This window comes from Streptomyces sp. NBC_01803, assembly GCF_035917415.1.
Lineage (GTDB): Bacteria > Actinomycetota > Actinomycetes > Streptomycetales > Streptomycetaceae > Streptomyces.
This window is the reverse complement of the sequence record NZ_CP109073.1, coordinates 4391474-4410905: the sequence shown is the minus strand read 5'-3', so window position 1 is coordinate 4410905 and position 19432 is coordinate 4391474. Positions and strand designations below refer to the sequence as shown.

Below are 19432 nucleotides of genomic sequence, written 5' to 3'. Positions count from 1 at the left end.
ACCCTGCCACCGCGCGGCATTCCCGGCGACCGGATCAACCGCCCGGACGGTCCGTCAGAAGCCCAGCTTGCGCAGCTGCTTGGGGTCGCGCTGCCAGTCCTTGGCGACCTTCACATGCAGGTCGAGAAAGACCGGCGTGCCCAGCAGGGCCTCGATCTGGCGGCGGGCCTTCGTGCCGACGTCCTTCAGGCGGGCGCCCTTCGGGCCGATCACGATGCCCTTCTGGCTGGTGCGTTCGATGTAGAGGAAGGCGTGGATGTCCAGCAGCGGCCGGTCGGCCGGGCGGTCCTCGCGCGGCAGCATCTCCTCGACCACCACCGCGATCGAGTGCGGCAGCTCGTCCCGCACGCCCTCCAGCGCGGCCTCGCGGATCAGCTCCGCGATCATCACCTGCTCGGGCTCGTCGGTGAGGTCGCCCTCCGGGTACAGCGGCGGGCCCTCGGGCAGCAGCGGCACCAACAGATCGGCCAGCAGCCCCACCTGTCGGCCGGCGGTGGCGGAGACCGGGACGATCTCCGCCCACTCGACGCCGACCTCCTTGCCGAGCTGGTCCACGGCGATGAGCTGCTCGGCGAGCGCCTCGTTGTCCACCAGGTCGGTCTTGGTGACGACCGCCACCTTCGGCGTCCGCTTGATCTGGGACAGCTCCTTGGCGATGAAACGGTCGCCGGGGCCGATCTTCTCGTTCGCCGGGAGGCAGAAGCCGATCACGTCCACCTCGGCCCACGTGGCGCGCACGACGTCGTTCAGCCGCTGGCCGAGCAGTGTGCGCGGCCGGTGCAGGCCCGGGGTGTCCACCAGGATGAGCTGCGCTTCCGGGCGGTGCACGATGCCGCGCACCGAGTGGCGGGTGGTCTGCGGGCGGTTGGAGGTGATCGCGACCTTCGTGCCCACCAGGGCGTTGGTCAGCGTGGACTTGCCCGCGTTGGGACGGCCGACGAAACAGGCGAATCCGGAACGGTGCGGGCTGGTCGTGGTCTGCGGGCTCGGCTCAGGGGTGCTCATGACCCGGCGATGGTCGCACGAAGCCGCCCGTCGGGGCCAGCCAGGAGAACGGGGACGTCCTTGCCCCCCGGGCCACCGAGGTCCCGGACGGCCGCCAGATCGCCGTCCGGCACGGCCGCCGCCTCGCTCACCACGGCCGCCGCCTCCAGGGCCGCCGCCCCGCTGGCCACCGCCATCGCCACCGCCGTCCGGAGCGCGCTCAGCCGCAGCGAGTCGAGCGCGACCGTGGTGGCCACGTAGGTGCGGCCGGTGTCGTCGCGCACGGCCGCTCCCTCGGGGACACCGTTGCGGGCGCGGGCGCTGCGGGCCAGCGTGATGATCTTGCGGTCCTCGGGATCGAGAGCGTCGGCGGAGGCGGCGTCAGTCATACGACCGAGCTTATGTGCTCCGCCGAGCTCACAGTTCCGTGGTCCCCGGCTGGTCCGCGGGCGGCGCGGGCACCCGGCCGGCGGCGACCTGTTCGAGCTTCTCCACCGCCCGGTCCGCGATCTTCTCGACGTCGCCCGTATCGCCGTCGTCGCGCCCGGCCTGGGCGACGCGGAGGGTCTGGGCGCCGACCCGGACGATCACCAGATCGGCCACCACCGGCGTGGTGGCGCTCTCGCCGTCCAGCCGCCGGTGGAAGCGGACGGCCACGGACTCCTCGCCCAGCCGCCTCACCTCCAGCGGCGCCGCGTCGTAGGCGACGGAGACGGCCTTGTCCGCCGGCCCCTCCGGGGTGTGGAGGGTGGCGCACTCGTCGAGCGCGGCGCGGAACGCGTCCAGATCGTCTCCGGCCGCCCCGGCGTCCCGGTGCGCGGCGGCGACGGTGGTGACGAACGGGCCGCTGCGGGTCTTGGCGAACCCGGCCCGGGCCACGGTGTCGTCGCCGTCGCCGTCGCTCCCGCCCTCTCCCTCGCCCTCGCCCTCGCTGAAGTCGAAGAGGCCGTCACAGGCGGGCTCGGTCGGCCGGGGAACGCCGAAGCCGCGCTTCTCGGCGCTCTCCTCGCTGTCGCCGGCCCAGCCCTCGGGGAAGTCCACGGCGTCGAGCAGGGCCTCGTGCAACTGGTGCTCACTGAGCGCCTCCCCGGCGGTCGGCCGCCCCGGCGCCAGGGCCAGACTCAGCACGGCCAGCCCGGCGACGACGGCGGTCCGCAGCGTCCGAAGGTGGTGTGCGTACATGCCTCCCATGGCGCCACCCGAACGCCCGTACGGCCACTGCACACCCCCATTCGAGTGAACGCACGCCGGGGCGCCGGCGCCCCGGCCCCCTCAGCACGTCCGCCTCACGGCGGCACGGGACCGGCAGCGCGGGCTGGTGCCGATGCGGCACATCGGCACCGACGGATACCACGGCGGAACGAACGGCCCGGCCCGTCCGGCCCCGGAGGGACGCGACCGCCGGGCGTGAGCAGGCCGCGGGCGGGACCACCACGGCGCCCGCCAGCCGCTTCCCGTCGGCACGTCACCGGCACGGCGGCTCAGCCCCATGCCCCTACGGCCGTCCGGCCGTCCGGCCCCGGAAGGACGCGACCGGCGGCGCGAGCCGTCCCCCGCCACACCCACCCGTGCGGCGGCTCAGGGGTGGCCGTGGTCGCGGCGGGATGGGGAGGAGCCGGGGGGCTCGCCGTTGGTGGCCGGCTCGGCCGGGATGGGCTCGACCAGGACACGGTCGATCCGGTTGCGGCGGCCCGCCGCCGACTCCGCCGTCAGGCGGAGGGCCGCCAGGGGCGGGGCGGCGGGGGTGCGGCTCTGCTCCGACGACATGTCCACGACGGCCCGCGCGCCGGCGATCGGCACCCGGCCCAGGGCCTTGGCCAGCAGGCCACCGACCGTCTCCACGTCCTCGTCGTCCAGCCACAGCCCGTACAACTCTCCCAGCGCGCCGAGGTCGAGCCGGGCGGTGACCCGGTACGCGCCGTCGCCGAGCGCCTCGACCGGCGGCAGCTCCGTGTCGTACTCGTCGGTGATCTCCCCGACGATCTCCTCCAGGATGTCCTCGATGGTCACCAGCCCGGCCGTGCCGCCGTACTCGTCGATCACCACCGCCGCGTGCGTGTGGTCCCGCTGCATCTCGCGCAGCAGATCGCCCGCGTTCTTCGTGTCGGGCACGAACGTCGCCGGCCGCATCACCGTCTCCACCAGCTCGGCCTCCGCCGCCCGGCTGTCGTGCACCTTCCGGGTCAGGTCCTTCAGATACGCGATGCCGACGATGTCGTCGTCGCTCTCCCCAGTGACCGGAATCCGCGAGAAGCCCGAGCGCAGCGCCAGCGTCAGCGCCTGCCGCAGCGTCTTGTGCCGATCGATCGTGACCAGGTCGGTGCGCGGCACCATCACCTCGCGCACCAGGGTGTCGCCCAGCTCGAAGACCGAGTGCACCATCCGGCGCTCCTCGTCCTCGATCAGCGACTCCCGCTCGGCCAGGTCGACCATCGCCCGCAGCTCGGCCTCCGACGCGAACGGCCCCTTGCGGAAACCCTTGCCCGGTGTCAGCGCGTTGCCCAGGATGATCAGGAACTGCGTCAGCGGGCCCAGCACCCGCGCCAGCGGCACCAGCACGTACGCCGCCGCCGTCGTCGTGTTCAGCGGATGCTGGCGGCCGATCGTGCGCGGCGAGACCCCGACCGCCACGAACGACAGCAGCACCATCACGCCGAACGCCACCGTCAGCGCCTGCCAGACCTCGCCGAACTCCTTCAGGCAGGCGTACGCCACCAGCACCGCCGCGCCCATCTCGCTGGCGACGCGCAGCAGCAGTGCCAGGTTCAGATAGCGGGTCGGGTCGGCGGCGGCCACGGCGAGGCGGGCCGCGCCGCGCCGACCGGCGCGCACGGCCTCCTCGGCGCGGAAGCCGGTGATCACCGCGAGGCCGGCCTCCGCGCAGGAGGCCAGCCAGGCCACGGCGAGCAGGGCCACGACGGCGACGAGCAGGGAGCCGGTCATGTCGTGGTCGGGGCCGGGGACGGCCCCGTCAGGCCGCGCTCGGCGCGCCAGCCGTCGACGATGGCCTTCTGGAGGCCGAACATCTCGGCCTTCTCGACGGGCTCCTCGTGGTCGTACCCGAGCAGGTGCAGCACGCCGTGCACGGTGAGCAGCGCGAGCTCGTCGTCCATGGAGTGCTGGGTGGGGGCCTGCTCACCCTGCTTTCTGGCCACCTGGGGGCAGAGCACGATGTCCCCCAGCAGGCCCTGGATGGGCTCCTCGTCGTCCCGGGAGGGGGGCCGCAGCTCGTCCATCGGGAACGACATCACGTCCGTCGGTCCGGGCAGCTCCATCCACTGGAGATGGAGCTGCTCCATGGCCGCCTCGTCGACCGCGATCACCGAGAGCTCGGAGAGCGGATGAATGCGCATCCGGGCGAGGGCGTAGCGGGCGATGTCCAGAACGGACCGCTCGTCGATCTCCACGCCGGATTCGTTGTTGACCTCGATCGCCATGATGACGGGCGGCTACTTTCCGTTCCGGTCGTTCCGGTCGTCGAAGCGCTCGTAGGCGTCGACGATCCGGCCGACCAGCTTGTGGCGGACCACGTCCTGGCTGGTGAGCCGAGAGAAGTGCACGTCGTCCACGCCCTGGAGGATGTCCTGCACCTGCCGCAGGCCGCTCTTCGTGCCGGTGGGCAGGTCGACCTGGGTGACGTCGCCGGTGATCACGATCTTGGATTCGAAGCCGAGCCGGGTCAGGAACATCTTCATCTGCTCGGCGTTCGTGTTCTGCGCCTCGTCCAGGATGATGAAGGCGTCGTTGAGCGTCCGGCCCCGCATGTACGCCAGCGGCGCCACCTCGATCGTGCCCGCGCTGAGCAGCCGCGGGATCGAGTCCGGGTCGAGCATGTCGTGCAGCGCGTCGTACAACGGGCGCAGATACGGGTCGATCTTCTCGTACAGCGTGCCGGGCAGGAAGCCGAGCCGCTCCCCCGCCTCGACGGCCGGGCGGGTCAGGATGATCCGGGTGACCTGCTTGGACTGGAGGGCCTGCACCGCCTTGGCCATCGCCAGGTACGTCTTGCCGGTGCCCGCCGGGCCGATGCCGAAGACAATCGTGTGGGTGTCGATCGCGTCGACGTAGTGCTTCTGGTTCAGCGTCTTCGGGCGGATCGTCTTGCCGCGGTTCGACAGGATGTTCTGCGTGAGGACCTGCGCGGGGCTGGTGGCGCCGCTGCCCTCCGTGCCCCGCAGCATCGCGATCGACCGCTCGACGGCGTCCTCCGTCAGGGGCTGGCCAGTGCGCAGGACGATCATCATCTCGTCGAAGAGGCGCTGGATCAGCTCCACCTCGGCGCGGTCGCCGGTGGCGGTGATCTCGTTGCCCCGGACGTGGATGTCCGTGGCGGGGAACGCCTTCTCGATGACGCGCAGCAGCGCGTCGCCGGAGCCCAGCACCGTGACCATCGGGTGCTTCGCCGGCACGGTGAACCGGGCGGTCGCTTCAGCGGCGGGGGCCGCTGGCTGGTGTGTCGGTGTTTGTGTCATGGGCGGCCCGCTGCGGACCTGCTCATCCCTCTCTGCACTGGAGTACCGGATTCCCAGGGTACGACGCGGGACCGACAGAGCCGTAGGAAATTACGGAGCGCGATCACCCCTGTTCGCTGCGGCCTTGGCCGCCTCGCCGGTGCGCGCCGCGCCGGTATGCGTCACGCCGGCGCGCGCCGCGCCGGTCAGCGCGGCGGCACCCGTGACGGCGCTCCCGCCGGTCAGCCGCGGAACCCCAGCGTGGGCACCGCGCGCCGCCGCGCGCACGGCCGGCCGGCGGCCGACAGCAGCCCCGACAGGAACCCGTACCGCGTGAGGCTCCCGCCCATCGGCCCGTCCTCAGGGGTGAGGGCGCGCACCTCCTGCCACCAGGCCGCCACCTCGCCCCAGTCGGGCGCGGAGAGCGAACCGCCGAACTCCCGCACGGACAGCGCCGCCGTCAGCCCGGCCAGCGCCAGCCGGTCGGCCAACGGCCAGCCGGCCAGCGTGCCGGTGACGAACCCGGCCATGAAGACGTCCCCCGCGCCCGTGGTGTCCAGGGGCTCCACGAGGATGGCCGGCACCTCGGCGGTCTCCCCGGTGCGGCCGTCCACCGCGTACGCCCCCTCGGCGCCCATGGTGACCACGGCCAGCGGCACCACCTCGGTCAGCGCGTGCGCGGCGGCCCGGGGCGAGTCGGCGCGCGTGTAGCGCATGGCCTCGCCCGCGTTCGGCAGGAACGCCTCGCAGTGCGCCAGATCCGGCAGCGCCGCCAGGTCCCAGGCGCCGGTCTCGTCCCACCCGGTGTCGGCGAAGATCAGGCTGCCGGCGCCGGCGGCCTCGCCGATCCACTCCTGCCGCTCCCCCGCCCGCAGCGAGGCGACACAGGAACGGGCCGGCGGCGGGCACCGTTCCCCCGGCACCTCCTGCGGCAGCGGCGCCTCGTGACCGTGCGAGACCATGGTCCGCTCGCCGTCGTAGGCCATGGAGACCGTCACCGGCGAATGCCAGCCGGGGACCATCCGGGACCGGGACAGATCGATGCCCTCGCCCCGCTCCAGCGTCTCCCAGCAGTACTCCCCGTACTTGTCGTCCCCGAACGCCGCCGCCAGGCTGGTGCGCAGGCCGAGCCGGGCCAGCGCCGTCGCCATGTTCGCCACCCCGCCGGGGCTCGACCCCATCCCCCGTGCCCAGGACTCGGTGCCGCGCACGGGCGCGGAGTCCAGCCCCGTGAAGATGATGTCCAGGAACACGGTCCCGGTCAGATAGACGTCGCACCCCGGGTCCCCGGGGACGCGCACCGCGGCGAGCGGGTCAACTTTCTCGATGGTCACCAGTGGCTCCGGTCGTGGTTGTGGCCGGTGTCTACGGTACGTTCCGGCTCATGAGGCTCTCGATCATCGGCGGCGGCGGGTTCCGCGTTCCCCTGGTATACCGGGCGCTACTGACAACGGCCGATCGCGACGCGGCCGGCCGCTGCTCCGAGGTGACGCTGTACGACACCGACCCCGGTCGCGCCCGGGTGATCGCCACGGTCCTCGCCGCCGACGCGGCCGGCCTGCCGGACGCGCCCGCCGTGCGGATCGCCGAGTCGCTGGACGACGCGGTGCGCGGCGCGGACTTCGTCTTCTGCGCGGTGCGGGTGGGCGGCACGGCCGGCCGGACCCGCGACGAGCGGGTGCCGCTGGCCGAAGGGGTACTGGGCCAGGAGACGGTCGGCGCGGGCGGCGTGCTGTACGGGCTGCGCACCATCCCGGTGGCGCTGCGGATCGCGGCGCGCGTCCGCGAGCTGGCGCCCGAGGCGTGGCTGATCAACTTCACCAACCCGGCCGGGATGGTGACCGAGGCGATGGCGTCCGAGCTGGGCCACCGGGTGATCGGCATCTGCGACTCGCCGGTCGGCCTGGTCCGGCGCGCGGCGCGGGCGGCGGGCGCCGACCCGGACGAGGTGACGTTCGGCTATGTCGGCCTCAACCACCTGGGTTGGCTCCAGTCGTTGACGCACCACGGCACCGACCTGCTGCCGGGGCTGCTGGCGGACGACGCGGCGCTGGCGTCGTTCGAGGAGGGCCGGCTGTTCGGCGCGGACTGGCTGCGGGCGCTCGGCATCCTCCCCAACGAGTACCTGCACTACTACTACTTCGGCCGCGAGACCCTGGCGGCGGCCCGCGTGGCCGCCGAGACGCGCGGGGAGTTCCTCGACCGGCAGCAGAGCGCGTTCTTCGCGGCGGCCGGGCGCGACCCCGAGCGCGCGGCCCGGCTGTGGGAACGCGCCCGGCTGGAGCGCGAGGAGACGTACGGCGCCGAGGGCCGCGCGGCCACCGGCGGCTGGCAGCGCGACAGTTGCGACCTGGAGGGCGGCGGCTACGAGCGGGTCGCGCTCGACCTGATGCGCGCGATCGCCACGGACCGGCGCGCCCGCCTGATCCTGAACGTCCGCAACGCGGGCGCGGTCCCGGCGCTCCCCGACGACGGGATCATCGAGACCGTCTGCGATGTGGACGCCCACGGCGCCCACCCCGTGCCGTGCCTGTCGCCGGGGCTGCCGGAGCTGGGCCTGATGCTCCAGGTCAAGGCGGTGGAGCGGGCCACGATCGAGGCCGCGACCACCGGCTCCGGCGCGGCGGCCCTGCGCGCCCTCGCCCTGCACCCGCTGGTCGACTCCCCCACCACCGCCGCCCGGATGCTCAGCGCCGCGACGGGAGCGGCACCCGCATGAGGTCTTCGGCCACCGTCAGTTCGCCCTCGAAGCCGGCTTCCCTCGCCTCCCGGGCGAACGGCTCCGGGTCGGGGTAGCGCTGCGAGAAGTGCGTCAGCACCAGGTGCCGTACCCCGCTCTCGGCGGCGGCGCGGGCCGCCTGCCCGGCGGTGAGATGGCCGTACTCGTGGGCCAGCGCGAGGTCCGCGGCCAGGAAGGTGGCCTCGATGACCAGCAGATCGCAGCCCTCGGCCAGCGCGTAGACGCCGTCGCACAGCCGGGTGTCCATGACGAACGCGAAGCGCTGGCCCGGCCGCCGCACGCTCACCTCCTCCAGCGTGACGCCGCGCAGCCGCCCCGCGCGCCGCAGCAGGCCCACGTCGGGACCGGAGACGCCGTGCGCCGCGAGCCGGTCCGGCAGCATCCGGCGGCCGTCCGGCTCGACCAGCCGGTAGCCGAAGGACTCGACCGGGTGGGACAGCCGGCGGGCCGTCAGCGTGAACGCGGAAGACTCCGCCAGCACCCCTTCCCCGGCCACCGGCCGCGGCAGCAGGCGCGCGGCCTCGCGGTAGGCGGTGGCGTACCGCAGCCGGTCGAAGAACTCCTGCCCGCTCGCCGGGTAGTGGGCGGCGACCGGGTGCGGCACCTGGTCGAGGCTGATGCGCTGGATCACCCCGGCCAGGCCGAGCGAGTGGTCGCCGTGGAAGTGCGTGACGCAGATCCGGGTGAGGTCGTGCGCGCTGACCCCGGCCAGCAGCATCTGCCGCTGGGTGCCCTCGCCGGGGTCGAACAGGATGGTCTCGGCGTCCCAGCGCAGCACATAGCCGTTGTGGTTGCGGTGCCGCGTGGGCACCTGGCTGGCCGTGCCGAGCACGACCAGCTCGCGGGCGGACAACGGGCGCCTAGCCCGGCGGCCAGGTCAGACCGCGTCCCGCCAGCAGGTGGGCGTGCGCGTGGAAGACCGTCTGGCCCGCGCCCGCTCCGGTATTGAACACGACGCGGTACCCGTGGCCGTCCACCTTCTCCTGCGCGGCCACCTCACCCGCCTCGCGCAGCACGTCGGCGGCCACCTCCGGCGCGGCGGTGGCCAGCGCGGCCCCGTCCGGGTAGTGGGCCCGGGGGATCACCAGCACGTGGCACGGCGCCTGCGGGTTTATGTCCCGGAAGGCGACGGTGGTCTCTGTCTCCCGGACGATCGTCGCCGGCACGTCGCCCGACACGATCTTGCAGAACAGGCAGTCGGCCTGGGGTTCTCCCGCCATCGCCGGGGGCCCTCCTCCGAAGCGTCATCGAACGAATACCCACCGGATGCTACCCGCTGCGCGCCCCTCCCGGACGGCACGCTCTAGGATGCGGCGGGTGTGGGGGGAGCGGGTGCGCGTCGCGGGGGCGCGCGGGGTGAGCGGGGCCGGTCCGGCCGTCTTCCGCTGCGCGTTCGGGATCGCCGTCACCGTGAACGCGCTGATGTACCTGCCGGATCTGGCGGACGCCTACTACGCCGACGCCGCCTTTCACTTCGGCTATCCCCCACTGACGTTCGTCCAGCCGCCGCCCGGACCGTGGTTACGTCTGGTCTACGCGGGGATGGTCGTCGCCGGCCTGCTGATCGCGGCCGGGCTGTGGTACCGCGCGGCGTGCGCGGCGTTCTTCACGCTGACCACCTATGTGTTCCTGCTGGACTCCTCGTTCTACCAGAACCACGAGTACCTGCTGTCGCTGCTGTCATTCCTGATGATCTTCCTTCCTCTGCACAGCAGTTGGTCGCTGGACGCGCGATTGCGCCCGGCCGTCGCGTCGCCGACCGTGCCCGCCTGGGTGGTGTGGCTGCTGCGCTTCCAGATCGGCGTGCCGTACGTCTTCGGCGGCCTCGCCAAGCTCAACGGCGACTGGCTGCGCGGCGAGCCGCTGCGGGGCTGGCTCGCCGAACGCGCCGACTTCCCCCTTGTCGGTCGCTTCTTCACCGAGGAGCCGGTCGTTCTCGCGATGGCCTACGGCTCGCTCGTCTTCGATCTGACGGTCGCCGGTCTCCTGTCGCACCGCCGCACGCGCGCCTGGGCGTTCGCCGCGGCCGTCTGCTTCCACCTGGCCAACGCCCGGCTGTGGGGCCTGTTCATCTTCCCGTGGCTGATGATCCCGGCGACCACCGTCTTCTTCCCACCCGACTGGCCCCGGCGGCTGCTCCACCGCGTCCGCGAACCCACGCCCGCGCCCGCGCCCGCGCTCGTTCCCGTCCCTGTCCCCGTCCCTGTCCCCGTCACCGCCCCCGTCCCTGTCCCCGTCGCCGCCCCCGTCGCCGCCCGGCGAGCGGCCGTGCGCCCCGCCCTGGCCCTGTGCCTCGCCGCCTGGGCGACGGTCCAGATGCTGCTGCCGCTGCGCCACCTCCTCATCCCCGGCCCGGCCAACTGGACGGAGGAGGGCCACCGTTACGCCTGGCACATGATGCTGCGCGCCAAGGAGGGCACCGCCGCCTTCATCCTCACCGACGGCCGCCGGGTGTGGCGGATCGACAACGCCGACTATCTGACCCCCGAACAGGAGGCCCGGCTGGCGGGCCACCCCGAGCGCCTCGTGCTCTTCGCCCACTTCCTCTCCGAGGAGTTCGACGGCGCCGAGGTCAGGGTGCGCGCGTGGGTGGCCCTCAATGGCCGCGACCCCGCCCTGCTGATCGACCCGGACGTGGACCTGTCCCGGATCCCCGTGCCGTGGTGGGGTCACGCGGACTGGATCCTGCCGCTCGACGAGCCGCTTCCGGGGCCCTGAGGATTACCACTCGGAAAAGATTCCGCCAAGGACCTGCGGATTCCGCGATGCTTTCGCGAAACTGGACCCCAGCGCGGCGTCACAGTCGACACCGCGGCCCAGGAGGGTACTGAGCTGATGCACGGGAGCCACGTCATCCGAAGGCTCCGCTTCACCATCGCCGTCGATCCCGGTAACGGTGAAGTCTCCGCGCGCCATATCCCGTTGGGGCCACCCGCCCCGGACGGCCTGCCGATCGCGCTGGCGCCCCTGGTGGCCGCCTCGGCCCCGGCTCCCGGCGACTCCCTGAGCTACGCCCGGCTGCCGGGCGACGACGGCGCGGTGCTGTGCCACACCCCGCCCAAGGGCGGCGAGGCCGACGTGCTGTTCCTGCCGAACGGCGCCGCCGGTGACCTGCCCGCGATGTGGCCCATCGACCTGTGGCGCTCCCCCACCTGGCGCCCGGCCCGGCTGGGAACGGCTCCCGGCCGGCGGCTGGGTGAGGACACCGTGCCGCGCCCGGCCATGGAGATCACCGACGGCCGGCTGGCCGACTTCGCGCGGGCCCGGCAGGCCCGCATGATCGCCTTCCTCAGCGACGTCCGCCGCCTGTTCACCGGGTCGGCCCCCGGGCCGCGGATCGTCGTCGCCGAGGAGGACCAGGCGGCCGTCGCACTGTGGATCGCGCTCGCCTGCCGCTTCCTGCACCGGTTCGTGGACGAGTCGCACGCCCGCTCCCTGACGTTCACCACCCGCGCCCGGCGCCCGTACGAGGCGCCCCAGCAGATCGTGGGCATCGGCCCGGACACCGACTTCGACCGCAAGGACCTCGACCTCCTGACGCGCTACCGGGTACACGACGGCCTCGGCGGCGACGGCAGCCGGCCCGAGCCGGACCCATGGGTGGCGAAGGCGGCCCGCGTCTGGCTGCGCGAGCTGCCCGGACGCGCCGGCCCGGTGCCGCAGAGCCCGCCGCCCAGCACGCCGGAACGGCTGCGCCTCGCGGCGGAACGGCTGCGCGGACGCCCCCACCAGCTCCACGGCACCGGCCTCTACCGGGTGCTGGCCGCCCGCCTGCCGAACGGCGGACCGACCGACCCGGACACGCTCCTCCTGATGTACGAGCTGGTCTGGGGCACGGCGGGCCCCGACCTCAAGGGCGCGCTGGAGATCGCCCGCACCTGCCCACCCGAGCTGGTCGTCGCCGCCCGCCTGCACCTGTGGCTGACGTCCTGGCTGAGCCGCCCCGGCGAGATCACGGACGACCGCTGCGCGCTGGCCCAGGAGCTGCTGCGGCACGAGCACGTGTACCGGCTGGACGCCACCAAACGCGCGGTGGCCGAACTCCTGGTCCGGGGCCAGGACATCACCGCCGGCGGCGAAGCCGCGGACGAGGCGGAACGCCTGATCCGCGCCCGCCTGAACCGCCACGACACCCCCCTCACGACAGAGCTCCTCGCCTGGGCCCGCCGCAGACTCCGCCGCTACGAGGAGAGCGCCCGCCTCTGACCTTCACCCCCGAGCGCCCGTCAGACGACCCAGCACGCCCCACACCAACGGCCACCTCGCCCCGACGAACCACGCGAGGCCATCACACGGCGGTGCGCGGTTGGTGGCGACGACCGAGAAGCTCACCGCCGGACAGCATCACCGGGCTCTCCGCACGAGCCACCGCCCCAACCTCACGACCCGCCCACCGCGGCAGCCCAACCCCGCACACGCCAAGGGCGACCTCGCCCTCCGCACGGCGAAGCCGCCCGCGCCCCGCGAGGCCGTCAGGCGGTACGGCCCGCGCCCCGCCGCCGCCCGCGCCCCGCCGCCGCCCGCGCCCCGTCGCCGTCGCCGTCGCCGTCGCCCGAGCAGGGCACCGCGCCCTAGCTCCAGCGTCCCGTCCGGGCCAGCAGCATCGCGGTCGCGGCGGTGCCCGCCGTCGAGGTGCGCAGGACTGTCGGGCCCAGGCGGTACGCTTTCGCGCCCGCCGCCGCGAAGGCCGCCAGCTCCTCCGGTGAGACGCCGCCCTCCGGGCCGACCACCAGGACGATCTCGCCGTCCGCCGGCAGCGGCGCGGTGGACAGCGGCTCCGTGCCCGACTCATGCAACACCGCGGCGAAGGCCGCCGCCGACAGCGTCCGGGCCACCTGCCGCGTCGTCATCGGGGCCGTGACGTCGGGGACGCGCAGGCGCCGGGACTGTTTGGCCGCCTCGCGGGCCGTCGCGCGCCACTTCGCCAAAGCCTTCTCGCCGCGCTCGCCCTTCCACCGCGTGACGCAGCGGGACGCGGCCCACGGCACGACGGCGTCCACACCGGTCTCGGTCATGGTCTCCACGGCCAGCTCGCCCCGGTCGCCCTTGGGCAACGCCTGCACGACCGTGAGCACCGGCCGTGGCGGCGGCTCGTGCCGCACCTCGGTCACCGTCACCACGAGCCGGTCCCGGCCCTCGACCGCCGCCACCGCGCCGAACGCGCCGCCGCCCTCGCCGTCGGTGAGAACGACCGCCTCGCCCACCCGCAGCCGCCGGACCGAGACCGCGTGCCGACCCTCGGGGCCGTCGAGCGCGATCGTCCCGCCCACCCCGGCCGCCGCCAGCGATCCCGGCTCGGCCAGGAAGACCGGTGCCGTACTCATACGCCGCTCATACCGCCCATACCGTGCTCATCCAGCGCTCGCCTACCGGCCGTTGAAAGCATCCTTCAGACGCGAGAACAGCCCCTGCTGCCCCGGCTGGAACTGGCCCATCGGCCGCTCCTCGCCGCGCAGCTTGGCCAGCCGGCGCAGCAGCTCCTCCTGCTCCGGGTCCAGCTTGGAGGGTGTCTGCACCTCCACATGCACCACGAGATCGCCGCGCCCGGTGCTGCGCAGGTGCGTGACGCCCCGGCCGTGCAGCGGGATCGACTGGCCGGATTGCGTGCCGGGCCGGATGTCGATCTCCTCCATGCCGTCCAGCGTCTCCAGCGGCACCTTGGTGCCCAGCGAGGCGGCCGTCATGGGGATGGTGACCGTGCAGTGCAGGTCGTCGCCACGGCGCTGGAAGACGGCGTGCGGCTTCTCGCGGATCTCCACGTAGAGGTCGCCGGCGGGACCGCCGCCCGGGCCGACCTCGCCCTCGCCCGCGAGCTGGATACGGGTCCCGTTGTCCACGCCCGCCGGGATCTTCACCGTCAGCGTGCGCCGCGACCGCACCCGGCCGTCGCCCGCGCACTCGGGGCACGGCGTGGGCACGACCGTGCCGAAGCCCTGACACTGCGGGCAGGGCCGCGATGTCATGACCTGGCCCAGGAAGGAGCGTGTGACCTGGGAGATCTCGCCGCGTCCCCGGCACATGTCGCAGGTCTGCGCCGAGGTGCCGGGCGCCGCGCCCTCGCCATTGCAGGTGGCGCACACGGTGGCCGTGTCGACCTGGATCTCCTTGGTGGTGCCGAACGCCGCCTCGTTGAGGTCGATCTCCAGCCGGATCATGGCGTCCTGGCCGCGCCGCGTGCGCGACTTCGGGCCGCGCTGCGAGGCGGTGCCGAAGAAGGCGTCCATGATGTCCGAGAAGTTCCCGAAGCCGGCACCGAAGCCGGGCCCGGCACCGGCGGACGCGCCGCCGCCCAGCGGGTCCCCGCCCAGGTCGTACATCTGCTTCTTCTGCGGGTCGGAGAGCACCTCGTACGCGGTGTTGATCTCCTTGAACCGCTCCTGGGTCTTCGGATCCGGGTTCACATCCGGATGCAGCTCACGCGCCAGCCTGCGGAACGCCTTTTTGATCTCTTCCTGGGAGGCGTCCCGCTGTACACCGAGAATCGCGTAGTAGTCGCCCGCCACTTAGTTCTCCGCGAGGATCTGTCCGACGTAACGTGCCACTGCGCGCACCGCTCCCATCGTTCCGGGGTAGTCCATGCGGGTCGGTCCGACCACGCCGAGCTTCGCGACCGCCTCGTCTCCTGAACCGTAGCCGACCGAGACGACCGATGTGGACGTCAGGCCCTCGTGAGCGTTCTCATGCCCGATACGGACCGTCATACCCGAGTCCTTCGCCTCCCCGAGCAGCCTCAGAAGCACGACCTGCTCCTCCAAAGCTTCCAGAACCGGCCGGATCGTCAACGGGAAATCCTGTGCGAAGCGCGTCAGATTGGCGGTGCCGCCGATCATCAGCCGCTCCTCGGTCTCCTCCACCAGAGTCTCCAACAAGGTGGACAGCACCGTCGAGACCGTCCCCCGCTCGTCGGCGTCGAACGAGTCCGGCAGATCGGCCACCAGACGCGGCACCTCGGGGAACCGCTGGCCCGCGATCCGGCTGTTCAGCCGGGCCCTCAGCTCGGCCAGCGAGGTCTCGCCGAAGGACGCCGGGCAGTCGACCATGCGCTGCTCGACCCGCCCGGTGTCCGTGATCAGCACCAGCATCAGCCGGGCCGGGGCCAGCGCGAGCAGCTCGACGTGGCGCACGGTCGAGCGGCTGAGCGACGGATACTGCACGACGGCGACCTGCCGCGTGAGCTGGGCGAGCAGCCGGACCGTGCGGCCCACCACGTCGTCCAGGTCCACGGCGCCGTCCAGGAAGTTCTGAATGGCGCGGCGCTCGGGGGCGGTCAGCGGCTTGACGTCGGCGAGCTTGTCGACGAACAGCCGGTATCCCTTGTCGGTGGGCACGCGGCCGGCGCTCGTGTGGGGCTGGGCGATATACCCCTCCTCCTCCAGAGCCGCCATGTCGTTGCGCACGGTGGCAGGGGAGACCTGGAGATTGTGCCGCTCGGTCAGGGCCTTGGAGCCCACCGGCTCCTCGGTACCCACGTAGTCCTGGACGATGGCTCGCAACACCTCAAGCCTGCGCTCACTGAGCATGCCGCACACCTCCCGTCCGGCCGTTCGACTACGACTGCCGCCCTGGCACTCCACCACTCCGAGTGCCAACCCTGCTCCAGTGTACGGCCGGGTAGCACGGCGAGGGAACGAGCAGCCCGGAGTGAAGGCAATCCCGAGACGTTAACGTCGCAGGATGGAGACCAGTTGGGAAGAGGTCGCGCCGGGTGTCCTTCGAGTCCGGCTGCCGGGCTGGGACGAGACGGTGGGCGCGATCGCCGGGGCGGACGGGGTGCTGATGGTCGACGCCGGGCCGGCCCGCGCCACCGCCGCCGGCCTCGCCGGGCAGCTCCGCGCCCTGCTCGGGGCGCCGGTCACGCGGGTGGCGATCACGCACCCGCACTTCGACCACATCCTCGGCCTCGCGGCCTTCCCGTCGGCCGAGGCGTACGGCGCGGCCGGCCTCGGCGCGCATCTGGCGGGCGGCGGCCGGGAGGCGCTGGTGGCGGACGCGGCCCGGCACGGCGCCGACGAACGGGCGGCGGCGGCCGACGCGCCCGCGCTCACGCGGGTCTGGCACGAGGTGGACGGGCGACTCGCCGTCGAGCTGGGCGCGGGCCGGCGGGCGGTGCTGACGGACCTGGGCGCCGCGCACTCGCCGCACGACCTCGCCGTGCTGGTGCGCGGCGGCGACGGCGCGCCGCCCGTGGTGTTCTGCGGCGATCTGGTCGAGGAGTCCGGGGAGCCGCAGGCCGGCCCGGACGCCGCCCCGGCGCGCTGGCCGGCGGCGCTCGACCGCCTGCTCGCGCTCGGCGGGCCGGACGCCCGGTATGTCCCGGGGCACGGCGCGGTGGTGGACGCGGCGTTCGTCCTGGCCCAGCGCGAGGCCCTCGCCCGGCGCTTCGACGCCTCGTCCTGAGCGACCGGGCGTGATCGAATGAGGACATGCGCAGCAGACACTACGGTCCCGATCTGACGCCGCCGTGGAAGCGGCCGAAGCCCGCGCCCGAGGTGCCCGCCGACCCGGGCCTCGTCGTGGAGGAGGCCGGCACCGGCTTCTGCGGCGCGGTGATCCGGTGCGAGAAGACCGCGCAGGGCCCGACCGTGACGCTGGAGGACCGGTTCGGCGCGCACCGGGTCTTCCCCATGGAGCCGCGCGGCTTCCTGCTGGAGGGCCAGGTCGTGACCCTGGTCGGCCCCCGGCCGGACACCCGGGGCATGGCCGCCCCGGCCCGGACCGCGTCCGGCTCGCTCGCGGTCCCCGGCGCCCGCGCCCGGGTCGCGCGCGCCGGGCGCATCTATGTCGAGGGCCGCCACGACGCGGAGTTGGTCGAGAAGGTGTGGGGCGACGACCTCCGCGTGGAAAGCGTGGTCGTGGAGTATCTGGAGGGCGTCGACGACCTGCCGGCCGTGGTCCGCGACTTCGGTCCCTCGGCGCGGGCCAGGCTCGGCGTGCTGGTGGACCACCTGGTACCGGGCTCGAAGGAGTCGCGGATCGCGGCGGAGATCAACGATCCGCACGTGCTGGTCGTCGGCCATCCGTTCATCGACATCTGGGCGGCGGTGAAGCCGTCGGCCGTCGGCATCGCGCGGTGGCCCGACGTGCCGCGCGGTCAGGACTGGAAGACGGGCGTGTGCCGGGCGCTGGGCTGGCCGGAGAACACGGGCGCGGCCTGGCGGCGCGTCCTCGGCGCGGTGCGCGACTTCCGGGACCTGGACCCGGGGCTGCTGGGTCCGGTCGAGCACCTCATCGACCATGTGACGGTCGGCGGCCCGGCCGGACCGGGCGCCTAGGTGTGTTGTCCCGGGACGTTGGTGACACGCGTGCTGGGTTCTTGAACGGGTGAGGGCCTCCCGGTTCGGTGTGGATTGCGACATCTACATCGACCCGAGGAGGCCCTCGTGCCCCACCGTAATGCCCCGCTGACCGAGACCGGGCGACTTCGTCTGGCCCGCTGTGTCGTGGACGTGGTCAGGACCGCGCGGGACCTCGCCGACATCGCCGTGCCCGACCTCGCGGACTTCGTCGCCGTCGATCTGCTGGAGCCCGTGCTCCGGGGCGGCGAGCCCGCGAGCCCCGCCGGGTCCGGGGCCGGCACCGTCCCGCTGAGCCGCGCCGGGCAGCAGTCGGTGCGCGAAGACATCCCCGAGGCGGTGGTCCGCATCGGCGAGAGGGCCGACCACCACGCTGGTCGCCCCCCGCGCGCGCCCCCGTCGGCGGGCAGGCGTGGCGCCAGGAATGGCTGGACCCGGTCGCCCACGAGTGGTCGGCCACCATCCCCGGCGGCCGGGCGGCCCGGTCCAGCGGGGTCAGCCGGTACCGGGAGCGGTAGCGCTCCGTGACATCGGTGACGCTGCAGAGCACGCCCAGCGGCTCCCCCCGACTCGTCCTCCATCCGGACGGCCGACCGCGAGTGCACGCGCTCGCCCCCCGGCTCGGTGCGGGACCGCACGACGTGCTCGTGATCGCGCACGGCGGTGCCGGACAATGGGCGCATGCCCTCCACGCTCCCCGACGGCGAACCCGTCCCCGAGGACGGCGCGCTGCCCGCGTCCGCCCTGGCCGGGGCCGCCGACCGGCCGCTCGCGTTCTACCTGCACGTGCCGTACTGCGCGACCCGCTGCGGGTACTGCGACTTCAACACCTACACGGCGGGCGAGCTGCGCGGCCCCGGCGGCGCCCTGGCCTCCCGGGAGAACTACGCGGAGACCCTGGCCGAGGAGATCCGGCTGGCCCGCAAGGTCCTGGGGAACGACCCGCGCCGGGTCAGCACGGTCTTCGTCGGCGGCGGTACCCCGACACTGCTGCCGCCGGCCGACCTGGGGCGGATGCTCGACGCGGTGCGTCAGGAGTTCGGTCTGGCGGCGGACGCCGAGGTGACCACGGAGGCGAACCCCGACTCGGTGGACCCCGCCTCGCTGTCCGCGCTGCGCGCGGCGGGCTTCAACCGGATCTCGTTCGGCATGCAGAGCGCCCGCCGGCACGTGCTGGCCGTGCTGGAGCGGACCCACACGCCCGGGCGCCCACAGGCGTGCGTCGGCGAGGCGCGGGCGGCGGGCTTCGAGCACGTCAACCTGGACCTGATCTACGGCACCCCCGGCGAGAGCGACGACGACTGGCGGGCCTCACTGGACGCGGCGATCGGCGCCGGCCCCGACCACGTCTCGGCGTACTCGCTGATCGTGGAGGAGGGCACCCGGCTGGCCGGCCGGGTGCGGCGCGGCGAGGTGACGGCTCCGGACGACGACGTGCACGCCGACCGTTACCTGATCGCCGAGGAGGCCCTGTCGGCGGCGGGCTTCACGTGGTACGAGGTGTCCAACTGGGCCACCTCCCGGGCCGCCCGCTGCCGCCACAACGAGCTGTACTGGACGGGCGCCGACTGGTGGGGCGCGGGCCCGGGGGCGCACAGCCATGTCGGCGGGGTGCGGTGGTGGAACGCCAAGCACCCCGGCGCCTACGCCCAGGCCCTGTCCGAGGGCCGCTCGCCCGGGGTGGGCCGGGAGCGGCTCACGGACGAAGATGTCCGCGTCGAGCGGATCCTGCTGGAGCTGCGCCTGGCGGAGGGCTGCGAGCTGTCCCTGCTCCGCCCGGCGGGCCTGGCCACGGCGCGCCGCGCCCTGGCGGAGGGCCTGCTGCGCCCGGAGCCCTTCGCCGCGGGCCGCGCCGTCCTGACCCTGCGCGGCCGGCTGCTGGCCGACGCGCTGACCCGCGACCTGGTGGACTGACCGCCCCCGGACGCGCCGCCGCCCGCCCACCCCGGGAGGGGCGGGCGGAC

Annotated in this window: 19 protein-coding genes; 7 read left to right on the top strand and 12 right to left on the bottom strand. The window is 73.8% G+C overall.

The genetic code is table 11. The features are described from left to right. Positions 1 to 54: 54 nt before the first annotated feature. The 7 genes from era to OIE51_RS19990 all read right to left on the bottom strand — a co-directional run bounded on the left by era (position 55) and on the right by OIE51_RS19990 (position 6772). Positions 55 to 1005 carry a GTPase Era gene (gene era / locus OIE51_RS20020; protein ID WP_326599117.1) on the bottom strand — a complete coding sequence of 317 codons (951 nt, stop codon included), beginning with the start codon at positions 1003 to 1005 and terminating at the stop codon, positions 55 to 57. Further along, complete coding sequence (locus OIE51_RS20015) at positions 1002 to 1373, bottom strand: cytidine deaminase (protein ID WP_326599116.1); 372 nt, start codon at positions 1371 to 1373, stop codon at positions 1002 to 1004. The genes era and OIE51_RS20015 overlap by 4 nt, the downstream gene beginning before the upstream one ends. A 28-nt stretch (positions 1374 to 1401) precedes the next feature. Continuing rightward, positions 1402 to 2166, bottom strand: a complete 765-nt coding sequence (locus OIE51_RS20010; RefSeq protein WP_326599115.1) for a hypothetical protein — start codon at positions 2164 to 2166, stop codon at positions 1402 to 1404. 396 nt (positions 2167 to 2562) lie between these two features. Next, entirely contained in the window at positions 2563 to 3927 is a 1365-nt protein-coding gene (locus OIE51_RS20005) for a hemolysin family protein (RefSeq protein ID WP_326599114.1), read from the bottom strand. Beyond that, positions 3924 to 4421: an rRNA maturation RNase YbeY gene (gene ybeY / locus OIE51_RS20000; RefSeq protein ID WP_326599113.1), complete on the bottom strand. Its 498-nt coding sequence runs from the start codon at positions 4419 to 4421 to the stop codon at positions 3924 to 3926. Before ybeY ends, OIE51_RS20005 begins: the two co-directional genes overlap by 4 nt. Positions 4422 to 4433: 12 nt before the next feature. Further along, entirely contained in the window at positions 4434 to 5456 is a 1023-nt protein-coding gene (locus OIE51_RS19995) for a PhoH family protein (protein WP_326599112.1), read from the bottom strand. 221 nt (positions 5457 to 5677) lie between these two features. Continuing rightward, on the bottom strand, positions 5678 to 6772 hold the full coding sequence (locus OIE51_RS19990; RefSeq protein WP_442812065.1) for a PfkB family carbohydrate kinase: 1095 nt from the start codon (positions 6770 to 6772) through the stop codon (positions 5678 to 5680). 47 nt (positions 6773 to 6819) lie between these two features. Between OIE51_RS19990 and OIE51_RS19985 the strand changes: the two genes are divergently transcribed. Then, positions 6820 to 8154 carry a family 4 glycosyl hydrolase gene (locus tag OIE51_RS19985; RefSeq protein WP_326599110.1) on the top strand — a complete coding sequence of 445 codons (1335 nt, stop codon included), beginning with the start codon at positions 6820 to 6822 and terminating at the stop codon, positions 8152 to 8154. On the opposite strand, the gene OIE51_RS19980 is transcribed toward OIE51_RS19985, so the two are convergent. Together OIE51_RS19980 and OIE51_RS19975 are read right to left on the bottom strand one after the other, a co-directional pair. Beyond that, complete coding sequence (locus tag OIE51_RS19980) at positions 8123 to 9028, bottom strand: ribonuclease Z (RefSeq protein ID WP_326599109.1); 906 nt, start codon at positions 9026 to 9028, stop codon at positions 8123 to 8125. The two genes, OIE51_RS19985 and OIE51_RS19980, sit on opposite strands and share 32 nt — an antisense overlap. 7 nt (positions 9029 to 9035) lie before the next feature. Next, positions 9036 to 9395 (bottom strand): histidine triad nucleotide-binding protein, encoded by a 360-nt coding sequence (locus tag OIE51_RS19975; RefSeq protein WP_326599108.1) that lies wholly within the window; start codon positions 9393 to 9395, stop codon positions 9036 to 9038. Between the two features lie 97 nt (positions 9396 to 9492). Here OIE51_RS19975 and OIE51_RS19970 point away from each other — a divergent pair, with 97 nt between their 5' ends. After that, positions 9493 to 10893: an HTTM domain-containing protein gene (locus OIE51_RS19970; RefSeq protein ID WP_326599107.1), complete on the top strand. Its 1401-nt coding sequence runs from the start codon at positions 9493 to 9495 to the stop codon at positions 10891 to 10893. A 117-nt stretch (positions 10894 to 11010) separates the two neighbouring features. Continuing rightward, positions 11011 to 12381, top strand: coding sequence for a GTPase-associated protein 1-related protein (locus OIE51_RS19965; protein ID WP_326599106.1), 1371 nt, complete (start codon positions 11011 to 11013; stop codon positions 12379 to 12381). Positions 12382 to 12746: 365 nt separating this feature from the next. Here OIE51_RS19965 and OIE51_RS19960 read toward each other — a convergent pair whose 3' ends face one another. The 3 genes from OIE51_RS19960 to hrcA are packed head-to-tail and all read right to left on the bottom strand — an operon-like array spanning position 12747 to position 15695. Then, on the bottom strand, positions 12747 to 13499 hold the full coding sequence (locus tag OIE51_RS19960; protein ID WP_326599105.1) for a 16S rRNA (uracil(1498)-N(3))-methyltransferase: 753 nt from the start codon (positions 13497 to 13499) through the stop codon (positions 12747 to 12749). 42 nt (positions 13500 to 13541) lie between these two features. Beyond that, positions 13542 to 14678, bottom strand: coding sequence for a molecular chaperone DnaJ (gene dnaJ, locus OIE51_RS19955; protein ID WP_326599104.1), 1137 nt, complete (start codon positions 14676 to 14678; stop codon positions 13542 to 13544). Beyond that, positions 14679 to 15695, bottom strand: coding sequence for a heat-inducible transcriptional repressor HrcA (gene hrcA / locus OIE51_RS19950; protein WP_326599103.1), 1017 nt, complete (start codon positions 15693 to 15695; stop codon positions 14679 to 14681). A gap of 154 nt (positions 15696 to 15849) precedes the next feature. On the opposite strand from hrcA, the gene OIE51_RS19945 reads away from it, so the two are divergent. The 4 genes from OIE51_RS19945 to hemW all read left to right on the top strand — a co-directional run bounded on the left by OIE51_RS19945 (position 15850) and on the right by hemW (position 19382). Next, positions 15850 to 16572 (top strand): MBL fold metallo-hydrolase, encoded by a 723-nt coding sequence (locus OIE51_RS19945; RefSeq protein ID WP_326599102.1) that lies wholly within the window; start codon positions 15850 to 15852, stop codon positions 16570 to 16572. A 26-nt stretch (positions 16573 to 16598) separates the two neighbouring features. Further along, positions 16599 to 17447, top strand: a complete 849-nt coding sequence (locus OIE51_RS19940) for a DUF3097 domain-containing protein (RefSeq protein ID WP_326599101.1) — start codon at positions 16599 to 16601, stop codon at positions 17445 to 17447. 108 nt (positions 17448 to 17555) lie between these two features. Continuing rightward, positions 17556 to 17996: a hypothetical protein gene (locus OIE51_RS19935; RefSeq protein WP_326600825.1), complete on the top strand. Its 441-nt coding sequence runs from the start codon at positions 17556 to 17558 to the stop codon at positions 17994 to 17996. Between the two features lie 153 nt (positions 17997 to 18149). After that, positions 18150 to 19382, top strand: a complete 1233-nt coding sequence (gene hemW / locus OIE51_RS19930) for a radical SAM family heme chaperone HemW (protein WP_326599100.1) — start codon at positions 18150 to 18152, stop codon at positions 19380 to 19382. The last annotated feature ends 50 nt before the right edge of the window (positions 19383 to 19432 follow it).

Coding starts and splice junctions, on each gene's coding strand:
- era (WP_326599117.1), bottom strand. CDS start 1,005: ATGAGCACCCCTGAGCCGAGCCCGCAGACCACGACCAGCCCGCACCGT.
- OIE51_RS19985 (WP_326599110.1), top strand. CDS start 6,820: ATGAGGCTCTCGATCATCGGCGGCGGCGGGTTCCGCGTTCCCCTGGTA.
- ybeY (WP_326599113.1), bottom strand. CDS start 4,421: ATGGCGATCGAGGTCAACAACGAATCCGGCGTGGAGATCGACGAGCGG.
- OIE51_RS19995 (WP_326599112.1), bottom strand. CDS start 5,456: ATGACACAAACACCGACACACCAGCCAGCGGCCCCCGCCGCTGAAGCG.
- hemW (WP_326599100.1), top strand. CDS start 18,150: ATGCCCTCCACGCTCCCCGACGGCGAACCCGTCCCCGAGGACGGCGCG.
- OIE51_RS19975 (WP_326599108.1), bottom strand. CDS start 9,395: ATGGCGGGAGAACCCCAGGCCGACTGCCTGTTCTGCAAGATCGTGTCG.
- OIE51_RS20015 (WP_326599116.1), bottom strand. CDS start 1,373: ATGACTGACGCCGCCTCCGCCGACGCTCTCGATCCCGAGGACCGCAAG.
- OIE51_RS20010 (WP_326599115.1), bottom strand. CDS start 2,166: ATGTACGCACACCACCTTCGGACGCTGCGGACCGCCGTCGTCGCCGGG.
- OIE51_RS19960 (WP_326599105.1), bottom strand. CDS start 13,499: ATGAGTACGGCACCGGTCTTCCTGGCCGAGCCGGGATCGCTGGCGGCG.
- OIE51_RS20005 (WP_326599114.1), bottom strand. CDS start 3,927: ATGACCGGCTCCCTGCTCGTCGCCGTCGTGGCCCTGCTCGCCGTGGCC.
- hrcA (WP_326599103.1), bottom strand. CDS start 15,695: ATGCTCAGTGAGCGCAGGCTTGAGGTGTTGCGAGCCATCGTCCAGGAC.
- OIE51_RS19940 (WP_326599101.1), top strand. CDS start 16,599: ATGCGCAGCAGACACTACGGTCCCGATCTGACGCCGCCGTGGAAGCGG.
- OIE51_RS19945 (WP_326599102.1), top strand. CDS start 15,850: ATGGAGACCAGTTGGGAAGAGGTCGCGCCGGGTGTCCTTCGAGTCCGG.
- OIE51_RS19965 (WP_326599106.1), top strand. CDS start 11,011: ATGCACGGGAGCCACGTCATCCGAAGGCTCCGCTTCACCATCGCCGTC.